The following is a 26,889-nucleotide window of genomic DNA, read 5'->3' on the forward strand; positions in this document are numbered from 1 at the left end:
TCCGGCGCGGCGATACAGCGAAAGCCGCCGTACGGCGAAAAGGGAAGGAAACACAGCTATGTCGGCGATCACCCTCACCGGTGTGGACCTGCACTATCCGGACGGCACCGCCGCATTGACCGAGGTCGATATCGATGTGCACGACGGTGAGTTCATCGCGCTCGTCGGCCCGTCCGGGTCCGGTAAGACCACGCTCCTGCGGACCGTCGCCGGGTTCCTCGAGCCCACCGCCGGCACGGTGCGGATCGGCGGCGACACGGTCGCCGACAGCAGCCGTGCTGTACCGCCGGAGAAACGGCGCCTGGGCATGGTGTTCCAGCAGCATGCGATCTGGCCACATCGCTCCGTCGGCCGGAACGTGTCGTACCCGCTCGAGATCGCGAAGATGCCGCGGGTCCGCCGCGCCGCGCGAGTAGCGGAGGTGCTGGACCTGGTCGGGCTGGACGGATTCGAGAAGCGCGATCCCGCAACACTGTCGGGTGGCCAGCGCCAACGGGTCGCACTGGCGCGGGCGCTGGTGACCCATCCTCGTGCGTTGTTGCTCGACGAAGCGCTCTCCGCGCTCGACGAACCGCTGCGTGACAGGTTGCGTCTCGAACTGCGCACGCTCACCCGCGCACGGAATCTGACGGTATTGCACGTGACCCACGACCGTGCCGAAGCACTCGCGCTCGCCGATCGGGTCGCGATTCTCGAGGACGGCCGGATCCGTCAGATCGGAACGCCCGAAGAAGTGGTGTCGCGACCGAAGTCGGCGTTCGTAGCGCGATTCCTGTCGGACGCGAACGTGCTGCGCGGGTCTCTCGACGACGCAGGGTTCCGCTCCGGCGACCGCGCCGTCACGGTGTCGTCGGACGTTCTCCGCACAGCCTCGCGCGGCTCCGGCACACTCGCGGTGCTGCCGGCCGACATCGAGTTGGTTCCACTGGGCGCGCCGTCCGACCACGCCGGTGTCGTCGTGTCGTCGCTGTTCGGCCGCGATGCCAGTGACGTCGTGGTCACCTGTGGCGGGACCGATTTCCGTTGTGCCGTGCGGGGGTTACGGCCGACGGTCGGCGAGCAGGTCGGGCTCGGGATCCGGCGGGCATTGTTCTATCCCGACGACCCGGCGGCGGACCGCGACCCGGTCACGAGCGCCGCGCGGTGAGCAGCAGGTATTCCCAGTCCATGGTTCCCCGCCCGAGATCGTAGCGGCGCGCGAGATCGTCGAGGTCGCGGTCGAGTGCCGCCGCCCGATCCGGTGTGTCCGTCAGCGAGGCGTACACAGCCACGGTGGGTCCGTAGTTCTGCTTGAAGAAATCACGGAACTCGGCTGCGGTTCCGAAGGCGTCGACGCGCACCGTCTCCGTCCGGGTGTCGATGTCGCGCACCCGATCGCCGAGCAGCCCATGCACGTGAGTCTCGTCTCCCCACAGGGGTGGCGGCTGGGCTCCGGGAGGGGGCGGCGGGGCGTACGGCTTCATCGTCGCGAACATTTCTCCGATGAAGCCGGTCGGGGTCCAGGCGAGCAGCCCGATCCGGCCGCCCGGGCGCGTCACGCGTACGAGTTCGTCGGCCGCCGCCTGGTGGTGCGGCGCGAACATGATGCCGACGCACGAGAGCACCGTGTCGAAGGCGCCGGTGTCGAAGGGCAGGGCTTCCGCGTCGGTCTGGGTCCAGTCGAGCCGTGCACCGGCCGCCGCCGCATGGCGACGACCCACCTCGAACAGTTCCGGTGTCAGGTCACCGGCGGTGACATCGCCACCCGCCAGCGCTGCGGGAATCGACGCGTTGCCCGAGCCGGCGGCAATGTCGAGAACCCGGTCGCCGGTCTGCACGCCGGTGGCGGCGACGAGCCGTGCACCGAGGGTGGGTATGACGGTGTCCGCGACGGCCGGGTAGTCGCCGAGTGCCCACATCGCACGGTGTTTCGCCTTGAGCGCGTGGTCGGTGGTGGGAGTGGTGGAGTCGGTCATCTCGATGCTCCTGACTGGATGTACGCAACTCATCTCCGAGTGCGTGTGGTTCGACAGTACGAAGTAGCCTGCCCGCGTCTCCAGTACACGATCTGTACTGCTTTTCTGTTTACTCGGTGCCGAATCTGGTTCGAAGCCGCAGAGGGGCATAACATTCGTTCATGGGGCCGTCGTACCGCCAGTTCTGCCCCGTCGCGAAGGCGATGGAGCTGTTCGACGAGCGCTGGACGTTGTTGATCGTGCGTGAACTGGTACTCGGGAGCGAGCATTTCAACGAGCTGCGGCGCGGTCTGCCACGGATATCTCCGACGCTGCTGTCGAAACGGCTGCACCAGCTCACTGTCGCGGGCATCGTGGAGCGAACCGAGAACGGATCGGACGTCCGATACGTCCTGACTTCCGCGGGACGCGGACTCGAACCGGTCGTCGAGGCGCTCGGTGCCTGGGGTTCCCAGTGGACCGGCCGGCTCGGCGATCATGATCTGGATCCGAAGCTCCTGATGTGGGACATGCACCGTTGTGTCGATCACACGATGGCGCCCGAGACCCGCACGGTCATACAGTTCACGTTCCTGAGCTCGGCGCGCGGTTCACGCCGCTGGTGGATCGTGATCGCACCCGACGACGTCGACGTCTGCGACGAGGACCCCGGCTTCGAAGTCACGGTCCGCGTCAGCGCGGATCTGCGCGCCTTGACCGAGATCTGGCGCGGCGAGCTCGAGTGGCCGAAGGCTCTGCGGTCGGGCGCCGTGGTGATCGACGGGCCGGTGGAGATCCGGCGGAGCTTGCCGACGTGGTTCGTTCCGCGGTCATTCGGCTCGCCGCCTGTCGTCGAACCGGTCGTCTCAGGCGGGTGAGTCAGGACGGCAGGGAGCAACACTCGACGGCGTGACCGTCGGCGTCGACTCCGAGCGTCGGGAGCGTCCCGAGCCGTTGCGCCGCGAGACCGTCGGTCATCTCCTGGACGAGCCCGCGCACCAGTTCCACGAAGCGCTGATCGGTCCCGATCGTGGCGGCGCGAGCGAACACGACGCCGAGTTCTGCTGCACGGTCGCGGGCTTCGGTGTCGAGGTCCCACAGCACCTCGAGGTGATCGGAGACGAAGCCGATGGGGACGACGATGACGGCCCCGACACCCTTGTCGGACAGCGTGTCGAGGTGGTCGACGATGTCGGGTTCGAGCCACGGCACCTGCGGCGGACCGGAGCGGGACTGCCACACCTGGTCGTACTCGTCGACACCGGCGGCTGCGGCGACGAGCGCGCACGCCTCGGTGATCTGCCTGCTGTAGAGATGGCCACCGAGATCGGTGGGCCCGTCGGTCGCATCGGCGCGCACGGGCACCGAATGCGCGGTGAAGATGATACGGGCGTCGTCGCGGACCTCGTCGGGCAGCTCGGTGCGGGCTGCGGCGATCGCGTCGGCGGCCGCGGAGACAGCGAGCGGATGATCGTAGAACTGGCGCAGCTTCGTCAGCGCGGGGGCGTCGGCCCCGACGGCCTCGCGGGCACGCGCGAGGTCCTCGTGATATTGGCGGCACCCGGAGTATCCACCCCATGCCGAGGTCGCGAACACCAGTGCGTTGCAGACACCGTCGCGGGCCATCTCTGCGACGGTGTCCTCGACCATCGGGTGCCAGTTGCGGTTGCCGAAATAGATCGGCAGATCGATTCCGTGCGCATCGAATTCGGCACGCACGGCGTCGATGATCGCGCGGTTGAGCGCGTTGATCGGAGAGACACCCCCGAAGTGCAGGTAGTGCTGGGCGACGTCGTCGAGTCGTTCCGGCGGGATACCGCGACCACGGGTGACGTTCTCGAGGAACGGGCGCACATCGTCGGGGCCTTCGGGCCCGCCGAACGACAGCACCATCAGCGCGTCGTACGCCTCGGGGGTGTTCTCCATCGTGTTGTTCCTACTTCTCCGGTCGGTTCGTCAGGCGCCGAAGCCGACCTGCGAATGGAAGCCACCGTCGACGTAGACGATGGACCCGGTGGTGCCGGGCAGCCAGTCGGACAGCACGGTGCACACGGTCTTCGCGACCGGAGTGGGGTCGTCGACGTCCCAGCCGATCGGCGACGCGGCCGCCCAGCCGTCGTTGAGCTTGTTCATTTCGGCGCCCGGTCCGGTCGCGTCACCGGCGATGGCCTTCGCAGCGAGGGTCTTGATGGGGCCGGCGGAGACCAGATTCGAGCGGATGCCGCGCGGGCCGACCTCTTTCGCCACGTATCGGTTGACGGATTCGAGGGTGGCCTTGGAGACGCCCATCCAGTTGTAGAACGGAACGGCGCGGGCCGGATCGAAGTCCATGCCGACGATGGAGCCACCGTCGTTCATCACGGGCAGGACGGCTTTGGCGAGCGCGGCGTACGAGTACGCGGACACCTCCACTGCTACCGCGACGTCGGACCAGGGAGCGTCGAGGAACGGGCTTCCCAGGCACGAGCGGGGCGCGAAACCGATCGAATGCACGACGCCGTCGATACCTTCGGGCGCCAATTCCCGGATCTTGTCCGCCAGGCCCTCGAGCTGCTCGGGATTCTGCACGTCCAGCTGGATCGCGGGCGGCACCGGCTGCGGCAGCCGCTGCGCGATGCGGTCGATCAGCCGGAGCCGGTCGAATCCGGTGATGATCACCTTTGCGCCCTGTTCCTGCGCGACCTTCGCGGTGTGGAACGCGATCGAGGCATCTGTGATGATGCCGGTGACGAGAATGGTCTTGCCCTCGAGCAGTCCGCCCATGAGTGTGTCGATCCTCCAGTGAGTTTCGGATGTGGTCCGGTTCGCGGGCTGCTAGTGGCCCATGCCCATACCGCCGTCGACGGGGATCACCGCGCCGGAGACGTAGGCGGAGTCGTCCGAGGCGAGGAAGCTGACCACCGCGGCGATGTCCTCGGGCTTGCCGAGACGCTGCAGCGGGATGAACTTCTTCGCCATGTCGCGCATGTCGTCGGACAGATCGGCGGTCATGTCGGTCTCGACGAAGCCGGGGGCGACGACGTTGGCGGTGATCGACCGTGAGCCGAGCTCACGGGTCACCGAGCGTGCCAGGCCGATGACGCCGGCCTTCGAGGACGCGTAGTTGATCTGGCCGGCCTGACCGGCCATGCCGACAACCGAGCCGAGGAAGATCATCCGTCCCCAGCGTGCCCGCAGCATCGCGCGGTTGGCCCGTTTGGCACACCGGAACGCGCCGGTGAGGTTCGCATCGAGAACGTTCGTGAACTGGTCTTCGGTCATGCGCATCAGCAAGGTGTCGTCGGTGATGCCTGCGTTGGCGACCAGTACCTCGACCGGCCCCTGGTGTTCCTCGACGTCGCTGTATGCGCGGTCGACGGAGTCGCTGTCGGTGACATCGCAGACGACGCCGAACAGGTCCTCGGGCACGCCGGATCCGCGGTGGGTGACGGCGACCTTGTGTCCGTCCGCCTGGAGGCGTCGGGCAACGGCGAGGCCGATGCCCCGGTTTCCTCCGGTGACGAGGACCGAACGGGGGGTGGCCACGTGCCGCGACGGCGTGGCGCTGGTTGCGTCAGTCATGCCGACAAACCTATCTGGTAGTGGATCGAGTACGGAAAAGGCACCGCTGCTGCCACAACGCGGGTCAGGGCAGTCGCTGACGGAGCACCATCGCGGCGATCAGACCCCCGGCGACCGCAAAGACACCGAGCATGAGCCACGGACGGCTGGCGTCGCCGCGGGTGGTCTCGAACCCGATCTGCTCTTCGAGGGTGTCGTAGGCGCCTTCGAGTTCTTCGAGGCTGGACGCGGCGAAGAAACTACCACCGGACAACTTCGCTATCTCCTCGAGCGACGGATCGTCGACGGGGACCGGGATCTGTTCGTCCTCGATCGTCACGCTGCCGTATTGGGTGCCGAACGAAATGGTGGACACCGGGATGTCCTTCTCCGCTGCCTGACGGGCCGCGGTGAAACCGCCTCGGGGATCGTCCGGGCTTTCGGGCACGGTCTGCTTGCCGTCGGAAAGCAACACGATGCGCGCCGGTGGGGCCTGGTCGCTGCCACCGAGGACCGCGGCGAGGGTCTCGATGGATTGCATCGAGGTGAAGATCGCCTCGCCGGTCGCGGTGCGTTCGCTCAGTTGGAGATGATCGATCGCGGTCTTCGTCGCTTCTCTGTTGGTGGTGGGTGAGACGAGGACCGACGCCGTCCCGGAGAACGCGACGAGCCCGAGGTTGATGCCCGGGGTGAGGTCGTCGGCGAACGACTTGGCCGCTTCCTGTGCCGCCGCCAACCTGGACGGTGCGACGTCGGTGGCCTCCATCGACAACGACACATCGATCGCGAGGACAACGGTCGCGCGGTTGCGGGGAACCCGCTGTTCGGAGGTGGGTCCGGCCAGTGCGATGGTCAGCAGCGTGAGTCCGACGAGGAGCAGCGCGACGGGGATGTGCCGCGCGCGGCCCGGTCTGTCGGGTGCGACCTTCTCGAGCAGTTCGAAGTTGGTGAACCGCAGGGTGTTGGTGAGCCGGCGACGCTGCACGAGGATGTATCCGACGGCGAGAGCCGCGACGACGACCAGGAACAGCAGCCACCACGGGGAGGCGAAACCGGAGAAACTCATCGTCCCCCCTGTCCTGCGCCGATGCTGTGTCTGCGGGATGCGACGAAGCGGACGACATCACCGATCCAGTCGCGGTCGGTGCGCAGGCTCAACCGCGGTACGCCGCACCGTCGCAGAGCCTGTTCCACTGCGGCACGGTGGTCGGAGGCGGCCTGCGCGAAGTCGGCGCGCAGTTGCGGGGTGGTGGTGAATTCGCGGGTCCGGCCGGTTTCGGGGTCGTGCAGTACGACATCGCCGAGATCGGGTAGTTCGAGATCTCGCGGGTCGAGGACCTCGACGGCGAGCACGTCGTGCCGGGCAGACAGTGCCCGGAGCGGGCGCTCCCAGTCGATGGGGCCGAGGAAGTCGCTGATGACGACGATGAGTCCGCGGCGTCGTTGTGGGCGACGAAGTGAGTCGATGACACCGCGCAGATCGCCGCGGGTGCCATCCGCTGGGTGCGGAGTGGTGGCGATCGTGCGCAGCATCGACTGCGCATGCAGGCGTCCACCGCGGGCCGGCATGCGCGCGAAGTCGCGTCCGTTGGACACCACCGCGCCGATACGGTTTCCGCCACCGCCGGTGAGATAGGCAATCGCGGCAACGGAAGCGATCGCGAGGTCGCGCTTCTCGCAGGTTCCGGTACCGAAATCCAGGCTGGCCGACAGATCGAGTGCCAGCCAGGTCTCGAGTTCGCGGTCGGCTACGGTCTGCCGGACGTGCGGGTGGGTGGTGCGCGCGGTGACCGACCAGTCCATCTGCCGGACGTCGTCGCCGGGCTGGTATTCGCGGGCGTCACCGGGCTCGGATCCGGGGCCGGGGATCAGACCGAGGTGATCGCCGTGCAGGACACCGTCGAGGCGGCGGCGGACCGTCAGTTCCAGCGTGCGCAGCGCAGCGGTGAGTTCGGGTTCACGCAGTTGACCGGCACGGAACGTCGGCGGCGACCCGGGGGCGCGTTCACTCACCGGGGCGCCGCACCCGCCTCGGGTCCGGTGGACGGTGCGCCGGCACGTGCCGGCTGCGGAGGTGCAGACGCAAGAGGCGCGACCTGCGGAAGGCCGACGGTCTGCAGGATCCGGCCGATGATGTGATCCGGCGAGACGTCGTCGGCGAGCGCGTCGTACGACAGCACCAGACGGTGGCGTAGCACGTCGGGGATGACATCGATGATGTCCTGCGGGATGACGTAATCGCGTCCACGAACCAGCGCCAGCGCTCGGGCGGCAGAGATGATGCCGAGCGTCGCGCGGGGTGAGGCACCGTAGGCGATCCAGCCCTGCACGTCGTCGAGACCGATTTCGGCCGGGACGCGGGTCGCGAAGATCACCCGCACCACATAGTCGACGAGTGCATGGTGCACGAACACGCGACTCGCGACCGTCTGCAGGCGGATCAACTCGTCGCTACCGAGAATCTGCTTGGGTTCGGGTGCCGCGACACCCATGCGGTAGACGATCTCGCGTTCTTCCTCGACCGTCGGATAGTCGACGAGGACCTTGAACAGGAACCGGTCGCGCTGCGCCTCGGGAAGCGGGTAGACGCCCTCGTTCTCGATCGGGTTCTGGGTCGCCATGACGAGGAACGGATCTGGCATCGGGAAGGTCTTTCCACCGATGGTCACGTGCCGCTCGGCCATCACCTCGAGCAGCGCCGACTGCACCTTCGCGGGGGCACGGTTGATCTCGTCGGCGAGGACGAAGTTCGCGACGACCGGGCCGAGTTCGGTGTCGAATTCCTCGCGACCCTGCCGGTAGATCCGGGTGCCGACCAGGTCGGTCGGAACGAGGTCGGGGGTGAACTGCACGCGCGAGAACGAGCCGCCGACGACCTTGGCGAAGGTTTCGACGGCGAGGGTCTTGGCCACACCGGGCACGCCTTCGAGCAGCACGTGGCCTCTGGCGAGGACGCCGACCAGCATTCGTTCGACAAGCAGATCCTGTCCGACGATGACCCGTTTGACCTCGTAGATGGCCCGTTCGAGGAGCCGGACATCGTTCGCAGGATCGACCGCTTTCGGCGCGCTCTGGGCGTCACGGTTCTGTCCGTCGGGTTTCGGGCCGTCGTTGCGCGGCGGGGCCGGCTGCTGCGCCTTCGTCGTGTTCACTGCCGCGTTGTTCGCCGCCGGTGTGTTCCCGACCGGGGCTTTCACTGCGTTGTTACGCTCGCCGCTCTTCTGGCCGGTCGAGTCGCTCTTGTCGTTCGACCCTGCAGTCCCCGACGTCCCACCCTCGCGTGAGGTCACCAACAATCCACCGCTTTCGCCTGTCGCTCCGCTGGAAACACCTGCCGGCACCACTATTGCAGGTACCGGTATTCCGTGTCGTCACCCCCGCGCGACCTGCGCCGCGTTGCCGTCACGACACCATGCGCACCACATACGGTGTCATGCCGTCCCAGCGTACCGGCGAGATCTTCACGTGCGCACCCGACTGCGGCGCCTCGAGCATCGTGCCGTCGCCGAGATACAGGCCTACGTGCTGGCTGGCGTTCGGTCCGTAGAAGATCATGTCTCCGCGTTTCATCTCCGACGCGGCAACCTGAGTACCGGCGGTGTACTGATACCCGGTGTAGTGCGGGAGGGAGACGCCGATTCCTGCGAAGGCGTAGATCATCAGTCCGGAGCAGTCGAATCCGACCTTGTTGTAGTCGCCGTAGCTGTCGGCGACACCACCATCGCGGATTCCGCGGGTGGGTCCGTTCTCGTCACCGCCGCCCCATGCGTAGGGCACACCGATCTGCGACAGTCCTCGGTCGATCACCGTTTCGACGGCTGCGGTCCCTGTCAGCGTCGGACGCTGGGTCGTGCGCGGCGACGAGCGGGGGCCGGACTCGCGTGACGTCGACGGGCCGGTCTCATCGGCGGGGTCGGGATTCGTCCATTCACGGACGTCCTCGTCCTCGTCGTTACCTGTGTCGGTGCCCGTTCCGGTGTCGCCGCCCGTATCGTCGGGCTCGGTGCCGGTGCCCGTGCCGTCGGATTCGTTCGGCTCGGTCTCGGGTGTTTCGGTCTCGGCTACTTCGGTCTCGTTCGGACCGGTCACTGTCGGTGCAGTGACGGTCGGTGCGGGAATGTCGAGCTGTGTATGGGGACGTTGTCCGTTCGAGAGTTCGGCGGCACGCGCTCGCGCGGCGGCGTCCGCTGCCACCCGCACCGCCGCTTCGGATGCGGCCTGCGCGGCGACCTGCGCGGCTGCGGCTGCGGCGGCTTCCTCGGCGCGACGGCGGTCGTCCCACGCCACGTATTCGGCGCGCTGCCCTTCGAGCCCTGCGACATTCGTCCGCGCCTGGTCGAGTGTGGTCTGGGCCTGTGCGCGTTCCTGCTCGATGCGTTGTTTTTCGCTCGTCTGCGCGTCGAGCGCCGCGCGGGCCGTCGAGATTGCGGCTTCCGCCTCGGAGCGGCGTTGTTCGGCAGCGGCCGCCGCGGCGTCGGCGTCGAGCTTCGCAGCGCGGGCGCGGGAGTTGCTGTTGGCCTCCGTGGCGCGAGCACGTTCCAGTGCGTCGAGCACCGCGGTCCTGCCCGAGGACAACAGTCGCATCACCTGGGCGCGGTCGAGAAGATCGTCGGGTCCGTCCGTCGACAGGAAGGAAGCGAGAGACGCGCCGTTGACGCCCTGCGTGTAGCTGCTGCGCGCGAAGTCGTCGAAATCGTCCTGTGCGTGCCGGATCCGGGCTCCCGCATCCTGCAACGCCAGTTCCGAGGCTGTTACCTCCTGGGCCGCCGCATCCGCGGCATCGCGAGCCGACTGCAGATCGACGAGCGCACGGTTCACGTCTTCGCGCTTGATCGCCACCTGGGCATCGAGTTCGGCAAGCTGCTGGTCGGCACCGGCGATCTGCACGATCAATGAGCCGATCCGGTCGACGCCGGAACTCACCGCGTTGCCGGCGGCGTCGAGTTCCGAGTCGCTCGGATTCGGTGGAGGCGGTGGCACCGCTCCCGCTGTGGACCCGAGCCCGACGAGAACAGTGGTGATCAGCCCGAGCCCCGCGAGTAACCGCGGAACACGCCGCCGTGTTTGCGAAGACAGGTCCCTGTCCCGACCCGACGACCCATCTCGGTGCGTCGCCTCTCCGTCGTGTGACGAGGACTGTCGCGGAATCCCCCCGCGGATACCGAACCGTCGCACTGTGCTCTCCCTCGGTCGTGCCGACCGATCGCACCGGTCGACCCCGACGCCTGGAGAAGAGCGCACAACACCGATCGCCCGCGGTCGCGCGGTCGATCGCTGATGATCTCGTACCGATCACGGGTCAGCGTCCCGCAACTCGGGTTGTGACACTTCTTCCCCAAGAGCGCCACGTGAACCGTACGACACAGTAGGCACCCCCCGCACGACAGTCACAGATATTCGTCGGGAAAGCCCTGGTCGGCCACGACCGAACAGCGGCGACCGTCCCGGTCACAGGCGTGACCCGGTTGTCACCGCAGCAGAAGAATCGGTCGCGATCGAATGGTGGCGCGGCCACCGAGGGAGATCAGGAGAAGGAGGAGTCGGTGCGTCCGGGCGCAACCTGGCCGTCACCGGAACCCGCGACCGGTTCGCTGACCACCCGCCGCCGCTTGGCGAGATACGTCAGTCCGGCGCCTGCCGCCACCACAAGAATCAACACGATGGTCATCAATGTCCACGGTGGGGACGGTTCGAGGAGCGAATCGACGAAGTTGGTCGTCGACTCCACCGTGTCTCCCGTATAGGTCCGATCCTGTGCCGCCTCGAGCGTCACACGGTCGACCGTGTCGCTGAACGTGCCGACCCAATCGGGGCTGAGCACCAGCACGGTGCCACCGTCCTCGGATCCGACGGCGGTGGCGAGGTCGCGTAGTTGCGAATCCATGTACGGGTTGCTGTCGACCACGACGACACTGAGGTCGATGCCGTGCTCCTGGGCACGCTGCACCTGCTCGACGAGTTCGGAGGGATCGAGATCCGAGACCTCGAAGTCTTCGGGGACCGCTACCTGATCGTCGGCCAGGTCGGCGAGGATGGTCTCGAGTGTGACTCCGGGAGGGAGGTCCGTGGCCGCGGGCCCGGGTATACGAAACAGTGGCGCAGACATCTCTCTCCGGTGGTGCTGGTCAGAAGCGGGCGAACCGCATTCGCCGCGTCAGCCGAGAACGACGGGGACGCCGTCGGTGTCGCAGGCATGCCGCACTCGCACGGCACCACCGCACATTACGCGATGAACGGGGCCGGCTCGGACACCGACTCTCGCGCGGAGACCGGCTGTCACCGACGTGTCGAACCCCGCCCCGCCTATGTAGGACAAGCGTACTGTTAGACTTGCGGCGAGATGCCGCGGCACCGGTCAACCCCGGCCATGGTCGCGAGCCTCGCTTGAGCCGTCGACACAGCCCCGTCGACGGCGAGTCGTGACGACGAGTGGAGCTGATGTGAGCACCAGTATTGATTCGTTCGGCGCTAAGGGGACGCTGCAGGTCGGAGAGAACTCGTACGAGATCTTCCGCCTGTCGTCGGTCCCCGGCACCGAGAAACTCCCCTATTCCCTCAAGGTCCTCGCCGAGAACCTCCTGCGCACCGAAGACGGCGCGAATATCACCGCGGACCACATCCGCGCGATCGCGAACTGGGATCCGTCGGCCGAGCCGAGCGTCGAGATCCAGTTCACGCCCGCCCGCGTGGTGATGCAGGACTTCACCGGCGTTCCCTGCATCGTCGACCTCGCGACGATGCGCGAGGCCGTCACCGCTCTCGGTGGCGACCCGAACAAGGTCAACCCGCTCTCCCCCGCCGACATGGTCATCGACCACTCGGTCATCCTCGACGTCTTCGGCCAGGCCGATGCACTCGAGCGCAACGTCGACCTCGAATACCAGCGCAACGGCGAGCGTTACCAGTTCCTGCGTTGGGGCCAGGGCGCGTTCGACGATTTCAAGGTCGTCCCCCCGGGTATGGGCATCGTGCACCAGGTCAACATCGAGTACCTTGCACCGACCGTCATGTCCCGTAACGGACAGGCTTACCCCGACACCTGCGTCGGCACCGATTCGCACACCACCATGGTCAACGGCCTCGGCGTGCTCGGCTGGGGCGTCGGCGGCATCGAGGCCGAGGCCGCGATGCTCGGCCAGCCTGTCTCCATGCTCATCCCCCGCGTGGTCGGCTTCAAGCTCTCCGGCGAGATCAAGCCTGGAGTCACCGCAACCGACGTCGTGCTGACGGCCACGGACATGCTGCGCAAGCACGGCGTCGTCGGTAAGTTCGTGGAGTTCTACGGCGAGGGTGTCGCCGAGGTTCCGCTCGCGAACCGCGCAACCTTGGGCAACATGAGCCCCGAGTTCGGTTCCACCGCGGCAATCTTCCCGATCGACAGCGAAACGATCGACTACCTGCGGCTCACCGGCCGCAGCGACGAGCAGCTCGCACTCGTCGAGGCGTACGCCAAGGAACAGGGCCTGTGGCACAACCCCGACCAGGAGCCCGTCTTCTCCGAGTACATCGAGCTCGATCTGGGAACGGTTGTTCCCTCGATCGCAGGCCCGAAGCGCCCGCAGGACCGAATCCTGTTGTCGGAGTCCAAGACCGCATTCCGCAAGGACATCCACAACTACGTGGAAGAGCACTTCCCGGCGGAGCACACCCAGCTCGACGAGGCCGTCGAAGAATCCTTCCCCGCCTCCGATCCGGCCGCGCTGTCCTTCGCTGACGACGGAGCCGTCGACGTTCTGTCTGCTGCCAACGGCGCAGAAGGCCGTCCGAGCAAGCCGGTGGTCGTCAAGTCCGACGCCGGCGAGTTCGTGCTCGATCACGGCGCCGTCGTCGTTGCCGGCATCACGTCCTGCACCAATACGTCCAACCCGTCGGTCATGCTCGGTGCCGCGCTTCTCGCACGCAATGCTGTCGAGAAGGGCCTGACCACCAAGCCGTGGGTCAAGACCAATATGGCGCCCGGTTCGCAGGTGGTCACCGACTACTACGAGAAGGCCGGCCTGTGGCCGTACCTCGAGAAGCTCGGCTACTACCTCGGCGGTTACGGCTGCACCACCTGCATCGGTAACACCGGGCCGCTGCCCGAAGCCGTCTCCAAGGCGATCAACGACAACGACCTGTCGGTCACCGCGGTGCTCTCGGGCAACCGCAACTTCGAGGGACGCATCTCCCCCGACGTCAAGATGAACTACCTGGCATCCCCGCCGCTGGTCATTGCCTACGGTCTTGCCGGAACCATGGACTTCGACTTCGAAACCGATTCGCTCGGCAACGACACCGAGGGCAACCCGGTCTTCCTCGAGGACATCTGGCCGTCCACGCAGGAAATCGAAGAGACTATCAAGACGGCGATCAGCCAGGACATGTTCCGCAAGTCCTATGCCACGATCTTCGCCGGCGACAGCCGTTGGCAGAACCTTTCGACTCCCGAAGGTGACACCTTCGAGTGGGACCAGAACTCGACCTACGTTCGTAAGGCTCCGTACTTCGACGGCATGACGATGGATCCGGCACCGGTTGCCGACATCTCGGGTGCACGCGTGCTCGCGCTGCTCGGCGACTCGGTCACCACCGACCACATCAGCCCGGCCGGCCCGATCAAGCCCGGCACCCCGGCCGCGCAGTACCTGGACGCCAACGGTGTCGAGCGCAAGGACTACAACTCCCTGGGCTCGCGTCGCGGTAACCACGAAGTGATGATCCGCGGCACGTTCGCGAACATCCGTCTGAAGAACCAGCTCCTCGACGACGTCTCGGGTGGCTACACCCGCGACTTCACGCAGGAAGGCGCCCCGCAGGCGTTCATCTACGACGCGTCGCAGAACTACCAGGCTGCCGGCATCCCGCTGGTCGTCCTGGGCGGCAAGGAGTACGGCTCGGGTTCGTCGCGTGACTGGGCCGCCAAGGGCACCAGCCTGCTCGGCGTCAAGGCCGTCATCGTCGAGTCCTTCGAGCGGATCCACCGCTCGAACCTCATCGGCATGGGCGTTGTGCCGCTGCAGTTCCCGAAGGGCGAGTCGGCCGGTTCGCTCGGCCTGACCGGCACCGAGGTCTTCGACATCGAGGGCATCGCCGAGCTCAACAACGGCGTCACCCCGAAGACCGTGAAGGTCACTGCCACCAAGGAGAACGGCGAGAAGGTCGAGTTCGACGCGGTCGTCCGCATCGATACGCCCGGCGAAGCCGACTACTACCGCAACGGCGGCATCCTGCAGTACGTGCTGCGGAACATGATCCGAAGCTGATCGGATTCGTGACCGCCACGGTCACACCGGTGCGACAGCGGCGGGCCCGGGACACCTCTCGTCTCGGGCCCGCCGTGCACCACCGACCGTCCTGTTTACCGCTGTGGTTCCTATTTCCGGAAGGATGTGGGTGGTAGTGCCCAAAGTCAGTGAGGATCACCTCGCCGCGCGGCGCAGCCAGATCCTCGACGGTGCACGGCGCTGCTTCGCCGACTTCGGCTACGACGGAGCGACCGTACGACGCCTCGAGATCGCCACCGGCCTCTCTCGCGGCGCAATCTTCCACCACTTCAAAGACAAGGACGGGCTGTTCCTCGCGCTCGCGCAGGAAGACGCCGAACGCATGGCGGATGTCGCCAGCAACGAGGGCCTCGTCCAAGTCATGCGCGACATGCTCTCCAGCCCCGAGCAGTTCAATTGGCTCGGAACCCGTCTGGAGATCACGCGCAGACTGCGCACCGATCCCGAGTTCGCGAAAGCGTGGACCCAGCGTTCGGCCGAATTGACCGAGGCCACGGTCGGACGTCTCGAACGTCAGCGTAACGCCGGAAAACTCCGCGACGACGTGCCCACCGAGGTCCTCGTCGCGTATCTCGATCTCGTCCTCGACGGCCTCATCGCGCGGCTCGCATCAGGCCATGCGGAAATCGAACTCGGCCGGGTCCTCGACCTCGTCGAAGAATCGGTGCGCCGCCGAGACTGACCTCGCTCAGTGCCGGAGGCGTGGACAAGTTCTCAACTGCTGCTGTTGCTCGCCGATGTCGCACGCCGCCGATTCGGTCCGCCGCGTCCACGCAGACGCACCTGCGACTCCACAAGCACGTTGTGCACGAAACCGTATGATCGCCCGGTTTCCTGCGCCAACGTCCTGATGCTCGCACCCGCCTCGTAGCGACGCTTGAGTTCGGCCTGTAACCGGTCTCTGGACTCCCCGGTCACTCTGGCTCCCTTCGCATACGAAGGCTGCCCAGTGTCAGGATTTCGTGCCATCGAATCCTCCCGTCGCCTCGCCGAAGGTCCCATCACCCAGGCTAGTTCACGCAGGCAGCGCCCGGAGCGGATCGCGCAACGCCGACCGGATCGAAGGAAGAATCTGTGGGGCAGGGAGCACGTGCACCCGGCCCGAGGCGGTCACGCCAGCTGGATCAGCTCGAGGTAGTCCTGTGACCAGTGGTCCTCGGTGCCGTCCGGCAGCATGATGACCCGCTCCGGGTTCAGCGCCTCGGCAGCGCCCGGATCGTGCGTGACCAGAACCACGGCGCCTTCGTAGCTGCGCAGTGCATCGAGCACCTGCTCGCGCGAGATCGGATCGAGGTTGTTGGTCGGCTCGTCGAGCAGCAGCACATTCGCCGCGGACGACACCAGACCGGCGAGAGCCAGACGGGTCTTCTCGCCACCGGACAGCGTGCCTGCCGGCTGGTCGAGCTGCGGACCGGTGAACATGAACGCACCGAGCAGACCGCGCAGGTCCTGTTCGCCGGCGTCGGGCGCCGCGTGCCGGATGTTCTCCCACACCGTTGCCGCGTCGTCGATCGTGTCGTGCTCCTGCGCGAAGTAGCCCACTTTGAGACCGTGCCCGGGCTCGAGTTCGCCGAGGTCGGGGGTCTCGACACCCGCCAGCAGGCGCAGCAGCGTCGTCTTGCCGGCACCATTGAGCCCGAGGATCACGACGCGACTCCCACGGTCGATGGCCAGATCGACACCGGTGAAGATCTCGAGCGATCCGTACACCTTGGTCAATTCCTTCGCCATCAGCGGAGTCTTGCCACAGGCCGCGGGTGTGGGGAATCGGATCTTCGCGACCCGGTCGGCCACCCGGACGTCGTCGAGATCGCCCAGCAGTTTCTCGGCGCGCTTGGCCATGTTCTGCGCGGCGGTGGCCTTCGTCGCCTTGGCACCGAGCTTCGCTGCCTGTTTCTGCAGGGCCGAGGCCTTCTTCTCCGCATTGGCGCGTTCACGTCGGCGACGCGCCTCATCGGTCGCGCGGGCGTCGAGGTATTTCTTCCAGCCCATGTTGTAGATGTCGGCCTCGCCGCGCACGGCGTCGAGGAACCACACCTTGTTGACCACGTCGGCGAGAAGATCGACGTCGTGGCTGATGACCACGAGGCCACCCTCGTGGTTCTGCAGGAAGCCGCGCAGCCAGGTGATCGAGTCGGCGTCGAGGTGGTTGGTGGGCTCGTCGAGCAGGAGTGTGGTGTCCGACTTGCCGCCGGATCCGTCGGATGCGGCGAACAGGATCCGGGCCAGTTCGACGCGGCGACGCTGACCACCGGACAGGGTGTGCAATGCCTGGCCGAGCACGCGGTCGGGTAGGCCGAGACTGTGACAGATCCGGGAGGCCTCGGACTCCGCGACGTACCCGCCGAGCGTCGAGAACCGTTCCTCGAGGGAGCCGTACTTGCGCACGGCGCGGTCGCGGACCTTGTCGTCGACTGCTTCGGCCATCAACGCCTGCTGCTTCTCCATGCTGCGGAGAATCTCGTCGAGCCCTCGTGCGGAGAGCACCCTGTCCTTGGCGAGGACGTCGAGGTTGCCCTCCTTCGGGTCCTGCGGGAGGTATCCGAGGTCACCCGAGCGGATCACGGCGCCCGCATACGGTTCGCCCTCCCCCGCGAGGATCCGCAGAGTCGTGGTCTTCCCGGCACCGTTGCGCCCGACCAGACCGATCCGGTCACCCGCCTGGATGCGCAGCGCTGATCCCGGTGAGGAGAGCAGCGTCCGCGCGCCGGCGCGGACTTCCAGGTCGGTGGCGGTGATCACGCGTAAAGCTCCTCGATGGGTGAGAGTGGTGTGTGGGTCATCATGCCGGACACGCGGCACACGAACCATTGATTTTACCGCGCCACGTGCCGTTTCACGAGGTGAGATGCGCTACGTCTGCGCGCGACCGGATTAGTGTGACCCCATGATCACCGCGAGGACCGAATGAGGGCCGCACAGACCGCGGATGTCCTGGTCGCGGGCCTGGGACCGTCCGGGCGCGCGCTGGCCGCGCGCTGCGCGCAGGCCGGTCTGACGGTGCGGGCCGTCGACCCGTCACCGCACCGGGTGTGGACCGCCACCTACGGTGCATGGGCGGACGAATTGCCCCCGTGGCTACCGGAGAGTGTTCTCGCGGCCCGGGTCGAGTCCCCGGGTGCGTGGACCACCCGTCCCCATGTCCTCGACCGTCCTTATGCCGTGCTGGACACCGCGGCGCTGCAGCGGTCGCTGTCGCTCGAATCGGTGACAGTGACCCAGGCCCGTGTCCGCTCGGTCGGTCCCGGTGAGGTGGTCCTCGACGACGGTCAGCGATTGCGCGCCTCACACGTCTTCGATGCCCGCGGGGTGCCGGTGTCATCCGAATCCGCACAGCAGACGGCGTTCGGTGTGGTGACCGACGCGCACACCGCGGCGCCGGCCCTCGAGGAACGTTCGGCGTGGTTCATGGACTGGCGGCGCGACAACGGCACCACCGAGACGGACGCACCATCGTTCCTGTATGCGGTGCCCTTGGACGACGAACGAGTTCTTCTCGAAGAGACGTGCCTGGTAGGACGGCCTGCGCTCCCCCTCGCCGAGCTGCAGCGCAGGCTCGCGACACGATTGTCCGCACGCGGCGTCGAGGTCGCTGCCACGGCACCCGTGGAGCGGGTTCGGTTCTCGGTGGAGGGCGGTCCGCGACGGCACGACGGTGTGCTCGGGTTCGGTGCCTGCGGCGGTCTGATGCACCCGGCGACGGGTTATGCAGTCGCTGCGGCGCTCGCCGCCGCGGATCCGCTGGCGTCGGCGATCCGGTCGGGATCTGATCCCTACCGGCTGCTGTGGCCGAGGTCTGCGCGCGCTGTGGCGACGTTTCGGACCATGGGGCTGCAGGTGCTGCTCGGCCTGCGCCCGACGGAGGTACCCGAGTTCTTCGCCGCGTTCTTCGACCTGCCGATCGCGCGGCAACGCGCCTACCTGTCGGGAAGGACCGACGTCGTGGGAACCCTCGACGGGATGCGCCGGGTGTTCGGAGCCGCACCTTCGGGTGTGCGGTGGTCGATCCTGCGGAGGATCCGGTGAAGCCGAGCGCCTCCGGCCCGGGTCGATCATGATGGAATCATGCGATCGATCTGGAAGGGTGCCATCGCGTTCGGGCTCGTGAACGTCCCCGTGAAGGTGTACTCGGCCACAGAAAGCCACGACATCAGATTCCACCAGGTCCATGCCGCCGACGGCGGCCGGATCAAGTACCAGCGTGTGTGTAGTGAATGCGGTGAGATCATCCCGTTCCAGGACATCGACAAGGCATACGAATCCGACGAGGGCGTGCGTGTCGTACTCACCGACGACGATTTCGAGAAGCTACCCGCCGCCGAGAAACATGAGATCCCTGTCCTGCAGTTCGTTCCCACCGAGCAAATCGATCCGATCCTGTTCGAGAAGACCTACTATCTCGAGCCGGACTCTGCGTCCCCGAAAGCCTATGCACTGCTCGCGGCTACCCTCGAACGTAGTGACCGGACCGCGCTCGTGCATTTCACGCTGCGTCAACGCACCCGGCTCGCGGCCTTGCGGACCACCGACGGGGTTCTCGTCCTGCAGGCCCTGTTGTGGCCGGACGAGGTACGTGCCGCCGAATTCGGTGCGCTCGACGACGTGACAGCTCCGACCGACAAGGAGCTCGCAATGGCCGAGACCCTCGTCGAATCGATGTCCGACGACTTCGACCCCGCCGAGTTCACCGACGAGTACCAGCTGGAACTACGCGCGCTGCTCGACGACGCGATCGAGCGCGGGGGCGAGAAGGTTTTCCAGGTCGCCGAGGCGTCGACCGAAGGTGAGGACGCCGAGGTTCTCGACCTGGTGGCCGCCCTGCAGCGCAGCGTCAAGGCCGCAGGTGGGAAACAGGACACCGACGAGCAGGACACCGACACGACGAAGTCGGGGACGACCGGGACGAAGTCGACCGGGCGGAAGGCCCCGGCGAAGAAGACTGCTGCGAAGAAGGCGGCACCGAAAAAGCCTCAGGCCTCGGAGAGCACCGCGAAGAAGAGCACTGCGCGCAAACGCGCGTAGGAGGATCAGATCTCCGCGGTCGGGGCCGTTCAGCCGTCGTGAACCTCGATCGAGTCGCCGAGACGACCGAGAAGTTCGTTGAGTCGACGGATGTCGGTGCTGTCCCAGTCCGACAATCGGGTGCGCCACTGCTCGGTGTGCACCGATTCGAGTTCGCTGAGCCGTTGCCGGCACGCCGGGGTCAGCGCCAGGAGACGTGCACGCGCGTCGTTCGGGTCGGGTGTCCGCTCGACCAGACCGAGCCGCACCGTGCTGTCGATCCGGCGGGTGAGTGTGGACTTCTCGATGCCGAGGTCTGCATGCAGATCCGCCATTGCCACGGCATCGGCGCGACGCAGGATCATCAGCATCGGATAACAGACCGGATCGAGTTTGGGATGAACCGCCGAGGCTCGATCGCGGATCAGACCGCGGACACGGCGCCACAGGATCACCAGGCCCTGTTCGAGACCGATGATCGGATCGAGCTCAGAGACCGAATCGGCGGCCGCCGCCGGCCCTGAGGCCGCCCGCGCATCCGCCGATTCGGAGGTGTCTGTACTGGTCACACCGTGAAACCGAGCGCGCGCAGCTGCTCACGCCCGTCGTCGGTGATCTTGTCGGGGCCCCACGGCGGCATCCACACCCAGTTGATGCGCAGGTCATCGCAGAGTCCGCTGCGCACCAGGGCACCGCGAGCCTGATCTTCGATCACATCGGTGAGAGGGCATGCGGCCGAGGTCAGCGTCATGTCGACCGTGACGGCCTCGTCCGATTCGGAAATTCCGTAGACGAGCCCGAGGTCGACGACGTTGATGCCCAATTCAGGGTCGACCACATCGCGCATTGCTTCCTCGAGCTCGTCGAGACGCACGGGATCCAGAGGCGGTGCCGAATCTGCCACCAAGGCCGTGGCGGCCTCGTCGGTGGTCTGCTCGGTGTCGCCGACAGCGGTGTCGGGGGCGGGTTCGGTCATCGGTTCAGTCCTCCGCTCGAAACGGTTTCGTCGTCGCTCGTGCTGTCGGCGATCTGCACGACCGCATCTTTGAATGCCATCCAGCCCAGCAACGCGCACTTGACCCGCGCTGGGTACTTCGCGACTCCGGCGAAGGCGATGCCGTCGCCGAGTACGTCCTCGTCACCTTCGACTGTGCCGCGGCTACCGACCATCTCCGCGAAACTTGCGACCGTGGCCAGAGCCTCCTCGACAGGCATGCCGATCACCTGGTCGGTCAGGACCGATGTCGCGGCCTGGCTGATGGAGCAGCCCTGCCCGTCGTAGGAGACGTCGGCGACGACACCCTCGTCGAGGTGTACCCGCAGGGTCACCTCGTCGCCGCAGGTCGGGTTGACGTGGTGTACTTCCGCACCGTAAGGATCGCGCAGGCCCCGGTGATGGGGGTGCTTGTAGTGATCCAGGATCACTTCCTGGTACATCTGTTCCATTCGCATCAGGCACGCACCCCGAAGAAGGCCTGAGCACGACGGATGGCGGCGCCGAGCGCGGTGACCTCGTCCAGCGTGTTGTACACCGCGAACGACGCGCGCGCGGTTGCGGCGACCCCGAATCGACGGTGCAGCGGCCACGCGCAATGGTGCCCGACGCGAATTTCCACACCCTCGTCGTCGAGGATCTGCCCCAGGTCATGAGCATGAATACCGTCGACGACGAACGACACCGCACCACCGCGTTGTTCCGGGGTGGTCGGGCCGATGATGCGCAGCCCGTCGATGCCACCGAGCTCTGTCAGGGCAGCAGCGGTCAGTTCGTGTTCGTGTGCGGCGACGGCGTCCATGCCGATGTCCTGTAGATAACGCACGGCGGCACCGAGACCGACGGCCTGCGACGACATCGGGGAGCCCGCTTCGAATCGTTGCGGCGGCGCCGCGAACGACGTGGAGTCCATGGTCACGGTTTCGATCATCGATCCGCCCGTGATGAACGGCGGCACCTCGGCGAGGAGGGCACGGCGCCCGTAGAGGACCCCGACCCCGGACGGGCCGAACATCTTGTGCCCGGAGAACGCGGCGAAGTCGACACCGAGTTCGCGGAAATCCACCGCCATGTGCGGAACCGACTGGCATGCGTCGAGCACCACCAGCGCTCCGACCGCCTTCGCGCGGCGGACGATTTCCTCGACCGGGGCGACTGCACCGGTCACATTGGACTGGTGGGTGAACGCCACGACCTTGACCGCGTCGGTGAGCTCGCCATCGGTGGGAGCCTGCGATCCACCGCCGTACAACCGCGTCAGATCGATGCGGCCGTCGTCGGTGACCCCGTACCAGCGCAGTGTGGCGCCCGTGCGCTCGGCCAGTTCCTGCCACGGCACAAGGTTGGCGTGGTGCTCGAGTTCGGTGATCACGATCTCGTCGCCGGGTCCGAGTCGGTGTGCGAACCGGGCGTCGGCGAATGCGTAGGTGACGAGGTTGAGCGACTCGGTGGCGTTCTTGGTGAAGACCACCTCATCGGGATCGACCCCGACGAACGAGGCGATGACGGCGCGTGCGCCTTCGTATGCGTCGGTCGCTTCCTCGGACAACGCGTGCGCACCGCGGTGCACCGCGGCATTACGCGTGAGAACGAAGTCGCGTTCGGCGTCGAGCACCTGCACGGGACGCTGCGAGGTGGCCCCCGAATCGAGGTAGACCAGCGGCTTGTCGTCACGCACCGTGCGCCCGAGGATCGGGAAGTCCTCCCGTATCCGGGTGACGTCGAATGTCCGCACCGGCACCGTCATAGGGTCACGCTCCCTGGATGTCTGCCGTCGCTGCAGCGGCGGTGAAGCGTTCGTAGCCGTTCGCTTCGAGTTCGTCGGCGAGTTCGGGGCCACCGGACTCGACGATGCGGCCACCGACGAACACGTGCACGTGTTCCGGCTTGATGTAGCGCAGGATGCGCGTGTAGTGGGTGATCAACAGAACGCCGCCGTGCTCGCGCTCGCGATAGTTGTTGACGCCTTCGGACACCACACGGAGTGCATCGACGTCGAGTCCCGAGTCGGTTTCGTCGAGGATCGCGATCTGCGGCTTGAGCAAACCGAGCTGCAGGATCTCGTGGCGCTTCTTCTCACCGCCGGAGAAGCCCTCGTTGACGCTGCGCTCACCGAAGGAGGGGTCGATGTCGAGTTCGCTCATCGCCTCCTTGACCTCCTTGACCCAGTGGCGAAGCTTGGGAGCTTCACCGCGGCTGGCCGTGGCGGCGGTGCGCAGGAAGTTCGACATCGACACACCCGGCACCTCGACGGGGTACTGCATGGCGAGGAACAGTCCGGCACGGGCCCGCTCGTCCACACTCATCTCGAGGACATTCTCGCCGTTGAGGGTGATCGAGCCCGAGGTGACCTCGTACTTGGGGTGTCCGGCGATCGCGTACGACAGCGTGGACTTGCCGGAGCCGTTCGGGCCCATGATCGCGTGGGTCTCGCCGGAGCGGACTGTGAGGTTCACGCCCTTGAGGATGTCGATCGGCTCTGCATTCGCATCGGTCTGCGCGACGCGCGCGTGCAGGTCTTTGATCTCGAGGACGTTCTGGGGGCTGGACATCGGTCTACTGATTCCTTCGAAAGTCAATGGGAGTAACGGCGGGGCGGCGCGTCAGACGCCGACCGCAGCAAGTTCGGCCTCGACTGCGGCCTCGAGCCGTTCACGAACCTCGGGCACGGTGATCTTCTCGAGCAGTTCGTGGAAGAAGCCGCGCACGACGAGCCGTCGGGCCTGGTCCTCCGGAATACCGCGGGCTCGCAGGTAGAACAGTTGCTCGTCGTCGAAGCGGCCGGTCGCGGAGGCGTGGCCGGCGCCGACGATCTCGCCGGTCTCGATCTCGAGGTTCGGCACCGAGTCCGCGCGGGCACCGTCGGTGAGCACGAGATTGCGGTTGAGCTCGAAGGTGTCGGTGCCCTCGGCCTCGGCGCGAATGAGCACGTCGCCGATCCACACGGTGCGCGCATCGGGCTTGCCCGAATCCGGGTCGCCCTGGAGTGCGCCCTTGTACACCACGTTCGACTTGCAGTGCGGCTGCGAGTGATCGACGAGCAGACGCTGTTCGAGATGCTGTCCGTCGTCGGCGAAGTACAGGCCGAGAAGTTCGGCGTCGCCGCCGGGGCCGTCGTATTTGGCGGTGGCGGAGATGCGTACCAGGTCGCCGCCGAGCCCGACGGTGAAGTGCCGCAGCACGGCGTCACGCCCGAGGCGGGCATGGTGCGCCGCGACATGCACGGCGTCATCGGCCCAGTCCTGGATCGCGACGATCCGCAGCTGCGCGCTGTCGCCGAGGACGAATTCGACGTTCTCCGCGTAGGTGCCGCTGCCCTTCTGATCGAGCACGACTGTGGCCTGCGCGAACGCTCCGAGCCGGATCTGCAGGTGCCCGAAGGCCACGTGGTCTTCGCCCGGGCCGGTCACCGTGATGGTGACGGGTTCGGCGACCTCGACCTCGCGACCCACGGTGACGACGGTCGCCGTCTCGAACGAGGAGTACGCCTGCGCAGCGACCCGGTCGAACGGCACTCCTCCCTGGCCCAATCGGGTGTCGTCGCGGCCGACTGTCTCTACCTGCACACCCTCGACATCGCTGACCTCGATGGTCGCGGCGCCGTCGGCGACGGCCGTGCTGTCGTGCAGTCCACGCAGCCGACGCAGCGGGGTGAACCGCCACGCCTCGTCACGGCCGCCGGGGATCTCGAACGCGTTCACGTCGAACGACGTGAACACCTCGCCCTTATTGACAGCCGGTGTGCGGTTCTCACCGCGAACGGCGTCCTGGACACCGTTGCGGACAGCCGGCTCGCCGGCGGTATCCAAAGCCGGCTTGCCGGCGGTGGGAATGTTCTTTGCTTCCGCAGTCATTTAGCCGACTGCCCCTTCCATCTGCAGTTCGATGAGCCGGTTGAGCTCGAGTGCGTACTCCATCGGCAGTTCCTTGGCGATGGGCTCGACGAAGCCGCGCACGATCATCGCCATCGCCTCGTCCTCGTTCAGTCCGCGGCTCATCAGGTAGAACAGCTGATCGTCGCTGACCTTGGAGACGGTGGCCTCGTGACCCATCGTCACGTCGTCCTCGCGGATGTCGACGTACGGGTAGGTGTCGGAGCGGCTGATCTGGTCGACGAGCAGTGCGTCGCACTTGACCGTCGACTTCGACCCGTACGCGCCCTTGTTGACCTGCACAAGACCGCGGTACGACGCGCGACCGCCAGCACGTGCAACGGACTTCGACACGATCGTCGAGGAAGTGTGCGGCGCCAGGTGCAGCATCTTGGCACCCGTGTCCTGGTGCTGGCCCTCGCCGGCAAACGCGACCGAGAGCACCTCACCGCGGGCGTGTTCGCCCATCATCCACACAGCGGGGTACTTCATCGTCACCTTGGAACCGATGTTGCCGTCGATCCATTCCATCGAGCCACCCGCCTCGACCTTGGTGCGCTTGGTCACCAGGTTGTAGACGTTGTTCGACCAGTTCTGGATCGTCGTGTAGCGGCAATGGCCGCCCTTCTTGACGATGATCTCGACGACCGCGGAGTGCAGCGAGTCCGACTTGTAGATCGGCGCAGTGCAGCCCTCGACGTAATGCACGGACGCATCCTCGTCGACGATGATCAGCGTGCGCTCGAACTGGCCCATGTTCTCGGTGTTGATCCGGAAGTAGGCCTGCAGCGGGATGTCGACATGGACACCCGGCGGGACATAGATGAACGAGCCACCCGACCACACCGCGGTGTTGAGCGCTGAGAATTTGTTGTCGCCGGCCGGGATCACCGTGCCGAAGTACTCGCGGAACAACTCGGGGTGCTCCCGCAGACCCGAATCGGTGTCGAGGAAGATCACGCCCTGCGCCTCGAGGTCCTCACGAATCTGGTGGTAGACCACTTCGGACTCGTACTGCGCGGCGACACCCGACACGAGACGCTGCTTCTCCGCCTCCGGGATACCGAGCTTGTCGTAGGTGTTCTTGATGTCGTCGGGTAGGTCGTCCCAGCTCGCGGCCTGCTTCTCCGTGGAACGCACGAAGTACTTGATGTTGTCGAAGTCGATCCCGTCGAGATTCGAACCCCACACCGGCATCGGCTTCTTGTCGAAGGTGCGCAGCGCCTTGAGGCGGATGTCGAGCATCCACTCGGGCTCGTCCTTCTTCGAGGAGATGTCGCGCACGACGTCCTCGGACAGGCCGCGCTGCGCCACTGCGCCGGCAGCGTCGGAGTCCGACCAGCCGTATTCGTAGTGGCCGAGAGACTCGATGGCCTCTTCCTGCGTCAGCGGTGTACCGGCGCCGGATGTCTGGTCCGATGTGACGGTCATGCGGGCTCCTTCCGGAGTGGGGTGGTTGTCGGCGCGGGCTGTACCGACGGACGAACTTCGGGCTGTCTGGTGTTTCTGGTGTCTGGCGGTTCTCGGAGGGTCACGGGCTCGGCGGCTCCTTGGCCGGGAGAACCGGTACGTGGGTCGTGCAGAACGCGTCGCCATTGGCGATCGTCGCGAGACGCTGCACGTGGCTGCCGAGCAGCTGAACGAATGCGTCCTGTTCCGCCTCGCACAGCTCGGGGAACTCCTCCGCGACGTGAGAGACCGGGCAGTGGTGCTGGCAGATCTGCACGCCGGTACCGACCCGACGTGTCGACGCCGCGAATCCCGCTGCACTGAAGGCCTCGGCGATCTCGTCGGCGACCGTGTCGATCTCGTCGTCCGATCGGACGGGTTCGATACCGCCCACGATGGACTGGACCCGGCGGCGCGCGAAGTCTTCGATCGCCGCGGAGCCACCGAGTTCCCGCAGGTGGCGCATCGCCGCGCCGGCGAGATCGTCGTACGAGTGTCCGAGCCGGGCGCGACCGACGGAGGTGAGCTGGAAGCGGCGGGCAGGTCGGCCGCGTCCGCGTGTCTTCGCGCGCGGCGGAACGACGGACTGGGCCTCACCTGACTCGATGAGGGCATCGAGGTGACGCCGCACGCCCGCTGCGCTCAGACCGAGCCGCTCGCCGATGTCGGTTGCGGTGATCGGTCCGTTCTCGACCAGCAGCTGCACGACCGCGGCGCGGGTCTGGCCTTCCTGGTGCTCGCGTCCGGTCGCTGGACGCGCAGCACCCACGGCAGGTGCATGACCTGCGCGTTCCGCATGCTCCACGAACTCCGACGGGCTTTTCACAACACCAGTG

Annotated in this window: 25 protein-coding genes; 6 read left to right on the forward strand and 19 right to left on the reverse strand. The window is 66.6% G+C overall.

What is annotated here, in order from left to right; translation table 11 throughout:
* Positions 1-58 precede the first annotated feature (58 nt).
* Positions 59-1,147, forward strand: a complete 1,089-nt coding sequence (locus tag Q7514_RS01065; protein WP_330131423.1) for an ABC transporter ATP-binding protein — start codon at positions 59-61, stop codon at positions 1,145-1,147.
* Here the strand turns inward: Q7514_RS01065 and Q7514_RS01070 are convergent.
* Positions 1,128-1,955 (reverse strand): class I SAM-dependent methyltransferase, encoded by an 828-nt coding sequence (locus Q7514_RS01070; protein ID WP_330131424.1) that lies wholly within the window; start codon positions 1,953-1,955, stop codon positions 1,128-1,130. The two genes, Q7514_RS01065 and Q7514_RS01070, sit on opposite strands and share 20 nt — an antisense overlap.
* Positions 1,956-2,116: 161 nt before the next feature.
* Here Q7514_RS01070 and Q7514_RS01075 point away from each other — a divergent pair, with 161 nt between their 5' ends.
* Entirely contained in the window at positions 2,117-2,812 is a 696-nt protein-coding gene (locus Q7514_RS01075; protein ID WP_330131425.1) for a winged helix-turn-helix transcriptional regulator, read from the forward strand.
* A gap of 1 nt (position 2,813) precedes the next feature.
* Here Q7514_RS01075 and Q7514_RS01080 read toward each other — a convergent pair whose 3' ends face one another.
* From Q7514_RS01080 to Q7514_RS01115, 8 genes are all read right to left on the reverse strand, one after another.
* Positions 2,814-3,860: a ferrochelatase gene (locus tag Q7514_RS01080; RefSeq protein ID WP_330131426.1), complete on the reverse strand. Its 1,047-nt coding sequence runs from the start codon at positions 3,858-3,860 to the stop codon at positions 2,814-2,816.
* Positions 3,861-3,890: 30 nt separating this feature from the next.
* Positions 3,891-4,697: an NADH-dependent enoyl-ACP reductase InhA gene (gene inhA / locus Q7514_RS01085; protein WP_330131427.1), complete on the reverse strand. Its 807-nt coding sequence runs from the start codon at positions 4,695-4,697 to the stop codon at positions 3,891-3,893.
* Between the two features lie 51 nt (positions 4,698-4,748).
* Positions 4,749-5,495 (reverse strand): 3-oxoacyl-ACP reductase FabG1, encoded by a 747-nt coding sequence (gene fabG1 / locus Q7514_RS01090; RefSeq protein ID WP_330131428.1) that lies wholly within the window; start codon positions 5,493-5,495, stop codon positions 4,749-4,751.
* A 64-nt stretch (positions 5,496-5,559) separates the two neighbouring features.
* A complete protein-coding gene (locus Q7514_RS01095) occupies positions 5,560-6,540 on the reverse strand; it encodes a VWA domain-containing protein (RefSeq protein WP_330131429.1) in 981 nt (326 codons plus the stop codon).
* The gene (locus Q7514_RS01100) at positions 6,537-7,487 is read right to left on the reverse strand and encodes a DUF58 domain-containing protein (protein ID WP_330131430.1); all 951 of its coding nucleotides are present in this window, start codon (positions 7,485-7,487) and stop codon (positions 6,537-6,539) included. Before Q7514_RS01100 ends, Q7514_RS01095 begins: the two co-directional genes overlap by 4 nt.
* On the reverse strand, positions 7,484-8,764 hold the full coding sequence (locus tag Q7514_RS01105) for an AAA family ATPase (protein WP_330131431.1): 1,281 nt from the start codon (positions 8,762-8,764) through the stop codon (positions 7,484-7,486). The genes Q7514_RS01100 and Q7514_RS01105 overlap by 4 nt, the downstream gene beginning before the upstream one ends.
* Before the next feature lie 112 nt (positions 8,765-8,876).
* Positions 8,877-10,454, reverse strand: a complete 1,578-nt coding sequence (locus tag Q7514_RS01110; protein WP_330131432.1) for an NlpC/P60 family protein — start codon at positions 10,452-10,454, stop codon at positions 8,877-8,879.
* A 544-nt stretch (positions 10,455-10,998) separates the two neighbouring features.
* Positions 10,999-11,580, reverse strand: a complete 582-nt coding sequence (locus Q7514_RS01115) for an Rv1476 family membrane protein (protein WP_330131433.1) — start codon at positions 11,578-11,580, stop codon at positions 10,999-11,001.
* Positions 11,581-11,914: 334 nt separating this feature from the next.
* Here Q7514_RS01115 and acnA point away from each other — a divergent pair, with 334 nt between their 5' ends.
* Together acnA and Q7514_RS01125 are read left to right on the forward strand one after the other, a co-directional pair.
* The gene (acnA, locus tag Q7514_RS01120; RefSeq protein WP_330131434.1) at positions 11,915-14,716 is read left to right on the forward strand and encodes an aconitate hydratase AcnA; all 2,802 of its coding nucleotides are present in this window, start codon (positions 11,915-11,917) and stop codon (positions 14,714-14,716) included.
* A gap of 136 nt (positions 14,717-14,852) precedes the next feature.
* Positions 14,853-15,419, forward strand: coding sequence for a TetR/AcrR family transcriptional regulator (locus Q7514_RS01125; protein WP_330131435.1), 567 nt, complete (start codon positions 14,853-14,855; stop codon positions 15,417-15,419).
* Positions 15,420-15,451: 32 nt separating this feature from the next.
* Here Q7514_RS01125 and Q7514_RS01130 read toward each other — a convergent pair whose 3' ends face one another.
* Entirely contained in the window at positions 15,452-15,706 is a 255-nt protein-coding gene (locus tag Q7514_RS01130; protein ID WP_330131436.1) for a helix-turn-helix domain-containing protein, read from the reverse strand.
* Between the two features lie 141 nt (positions 15,707-15,847).
* Complete coding sequence (locus Q7514_RS01135; protein WP_330131437.1) at positions 15,848-17,479, reverse strand: ABC-F family ATP-binding cassette domain-containing protein; 1,632 nt, start codon at positions 17,477-17,479, stop codon at positions 15,848-15,850.
* Between the two features lie 165 nt (positions 17,480-17,644).
* Here Q7514_RS01135 and Q7514_RS01140 point away from each other — a divergent pair, with 165 nt between their 5' ends.
* Both Q7514_RS01140 and ku read left to right on the forward strand, forming a co-directional pair.
* Complete coding sequence (locus Q7514_RS01140) at positions 17,645-18,763, forward strand: lycopene cyclase family protein (RefSeq protein ID WP_330131438.1); 1,119 nt, start codon at positions 17,645-17,647, stop codon at positions 18,761-18,763.
* 39 nt (positions 18,764-18,802) lie between these two features.
* Entirely contained in the window at positions 18,803-19,759 is a 957-nt protein-coding gene (ku, locus tag Q7514_RS01145; RefSeq protein WP_330131439.1) for a non-homologous end joining protein Ku, read from the forward strand.
* 29 nt (positions 19,760-19,788) lie between these two features.
* Here ku and Q7514_RS01150 read toward each other — a convergent pair whose 3' ends face one another.
* The 8 genes from Q7514_RS01150 to Q7514_RS01185 all read right to left on the reverse strand — a co-directional run bounded on the left by Q7514_RS01150 (position 19,789) and on the right by Q7514_RS01185 (position 26,879).
* On the reverse strand, positions 19,789-20,307 hold the full coding sequence (locus Q7514_RS01150; RefSeq protein WP_408016009.1) for a MarR family winged helix-turn-helix transcriptional regulator: 519 nt from the start codon (positions 20,305-20,307) through the stop codon (positions 19,789-19,791).
* Complete coding sequence (locus Q7514_RS01155; protein ID WP_330131440.1) at positions 20,304-20,714, reverse strand: metal-sulfur cluster assembly factor; 411 nt, start codon at positions 20,712-20,714, stop codon at positions 20,304-20,306. Before Q7514_RS01155 ends, Q7514_RS01150 begins: the two co-directional genes overlap by 4 nt.
* Positions 20,711-21,190 (reverse strand): Fe-S cluster assembly sulfur transfer protein SufU, encoded by a 480-nt coding sequence (gene sufU, locus Q7514_RS01160; protein WP_330131441.1) that lies wholly within the window; start codon positions 21,188-21,190, stop codon positions 20,711-20,713. The genes Q7514_RS01155 and sufU overlap by 4 nt, the downstream gene beginning before the upstream one ends.
* Positions 21,190-22,479: a cysteine desulfurase gene (locus tag Q7514_RS01165; RefSeq protein ID WP_330131442.1), complete on the reverse strand. Its 1,290-nt coding sequence runs from the start codon at positions 22,477-22,479 to the stop codon at positions 21,190-21,192. Before Q7514_RS01165 ends, sufU begins: the two co-directional genes overlap by 1 nt.
* A gap of 4 nt (positions 22,480-22,483) precedes the next feature.
* Positions 22,484-23,284: a Fe-S cluster assembly ATPase SufC gene (gene sufC, locus Q7514_RS01170; RefSeq protein WP_330131443.1), complete on the reverse strand. Its 801-nt coding sequence runs from the start codon at positions 23,282-23,284 to the stop codon at positions 22,484-22,486.
* Between the two features lie 51 nt (positions 23,285-23,335).
* Entirely contained in the window at positions 23,336-24,586 is a 1,251-nt protein-coding gene (sufD, locus tag Q7514_RS01175; protein WP_330131444.1) for a Fe-S cluster assembly protein SufD, read from the reverse strand.
* Positions 24,587-26,035: a Fe-S cluster assembly protein SufB gene (gene sufB, locus Q7514_RS01180; RefSeq protein ID WP_330131445.1), complete on the reverse strand. Its 1,449-nt coding sequence runs from the start codon at positions 26,033-26,035 to the stop codon at positions 24,587-24,589.
* A 100-nt stretch (positions 26,036-26,135) separates the two neighbouring features.
* On the reverse strand, positions 26,136-26,879 hold the full coding sequence (locus Q7514_RS01185) for a helix-turn-helix transcriptional regulator (protein WP_408016010.1): 744 nt from the start codon (positions 26,877-26,879) through the stop codon (positions 26,136-26,138).
* Positions 26,880-26,889: the final 10 nt, after the last annotated feature.

Origin of the sequence: Rhodococcus artemisiae, assembly GCF_036327795.1 — a bacterium.
GTDB lineage: Bacteria > Actinomycetota > Actinomycetes > Mycobacteriales > Mycobacteriaceae > Rhodococcus > Rhodococcus artemisiae.

What these genes read in the sequence shown, in the direction of transcription:
- Q7514_RS01115 (WP_330131433.1), bottom strand. Translation starts at nt 11,580, where the DNA reads ATGTCTGCGCCACTGTTTCGTATACCCGGGCCCGCGGCCACGGACCTC.
- Q7514_RS01095 (WP_330131429.1), bottom strand. Translation starts at nt 6,540, where the DNA reads ATGAGTTTCTCCGGTTTCGCCTCCCCGTGGTGGCTGCTGTTCCTGGTC.
- fabG1 (WP_330131428.1), bottom strand. Translation starts at nt 5,495, where the DNA reads ATGACTGACGCAACCAGCGCCACGCCGTCGCGGCACGTGGCCACCCCC.
- sufC (WP_330131443.1), bottom strand. Translation starts at nt 23,284, where the DNA reads ATGTCCAGCCCCCAGAACGTCCTCGAGATCAAAGACCTGCACGCGCGC.
- sufU (WP_330131441.1), bottom strand. Translation starts at nt 21,190, where the DNA reads ATGCGAATGGAACAGATGTACCAGGAAGTGATCCTGGATCACTACAAG.
- Q7514_RS01070 (WP_330131424.1), bottom strand. Translation starts at nt 1,955, where the DNA reads ATGACCGACTCCACCACTCCCACCACCGACCACGCGCTCAAGGCGAAA.
- Q7514_RS01080 (WP_330131426.1), bottom strand. Translation starts at nt 3,860, where the DNA reads ATGGAGAACACCCCCGAGGCGTACGACGCGCTGATGGTGCTGTCGTTC.
- ku (WP_330131439.1), top strand. Translation starts at nt 18,803, where the DNA reads ATGCGATCGATCTGGAAGGGTGCCATCGCGTTCGGGCTCGTGAACGTC.
- inhA (WP_330131427.1), bottom strand. Translation starts at nt 4,697, where the DNA reads ATGGGCGGACTGCTCGAGGGCAAGACCATTCTCGTCACCGGCATCATC.
- Q7514_RS01130 (WP_330131436.1), bottom strand. Translation starts at nt 15,706, where the DNA reads ATGGCACGAAATCCTGACACTGGGCAGCCTTCGTATGCGAAGGGAGCC.
- sufD (WP_330131444.1), bottom strand. Translation starts at nt 24,586, where the DNA reads ATGACTGCGGAAGCAAAGAACATTCCCACCGCCGGCAAGCCGGCTTTG.
- Q7514_RS01065 (WP_330131423.1), top strand. Translation starts at nt 59, where the DNA reads ATGTCGGCGATCACCCTCACCGGTGTGGACCTGCACTATCCGGACGGC.
- Q7514_RS01165 (WP_330131442.1), bottom strand. Translation starts at nt 22,479, where the DNA reads ATGACGGTGCCGGTGCGGACATTCGACGTCACCCGGATACGGGAGGAC.
- Q7514_RS01155 (WP_330131440.1), bottom strand. Translation starts at nt 20,714, where the DNA reads ATGACCGAACCCGCCCCCGACACCGCTGTCGGCGACACCGAGCAGACC.
- sufB (WP_330131445.1), bottom strand. Translation starts at nt 26,035, where the DNA reads ATGACCGTCACATCGGACCAGACATCCGGCGCCGGTACACCGCTGACG.
- Q7514_RS01075 (WP_330131425.1), top strand. Translation starts at nt 2,117, where the DNA reads ATGGGGCCGTCGTACCGCCAGTTCTGCCCCGTCGCGAAGGCGATGGAG.
- Q7514_RS01140 (WP_330131438.1), top strand. Translation starts at nt 17,645, where the DNA reads ATGAGGGCCGCACAGACCGCGGATGTCCTGGTCGCGGGCCTGGGACCG.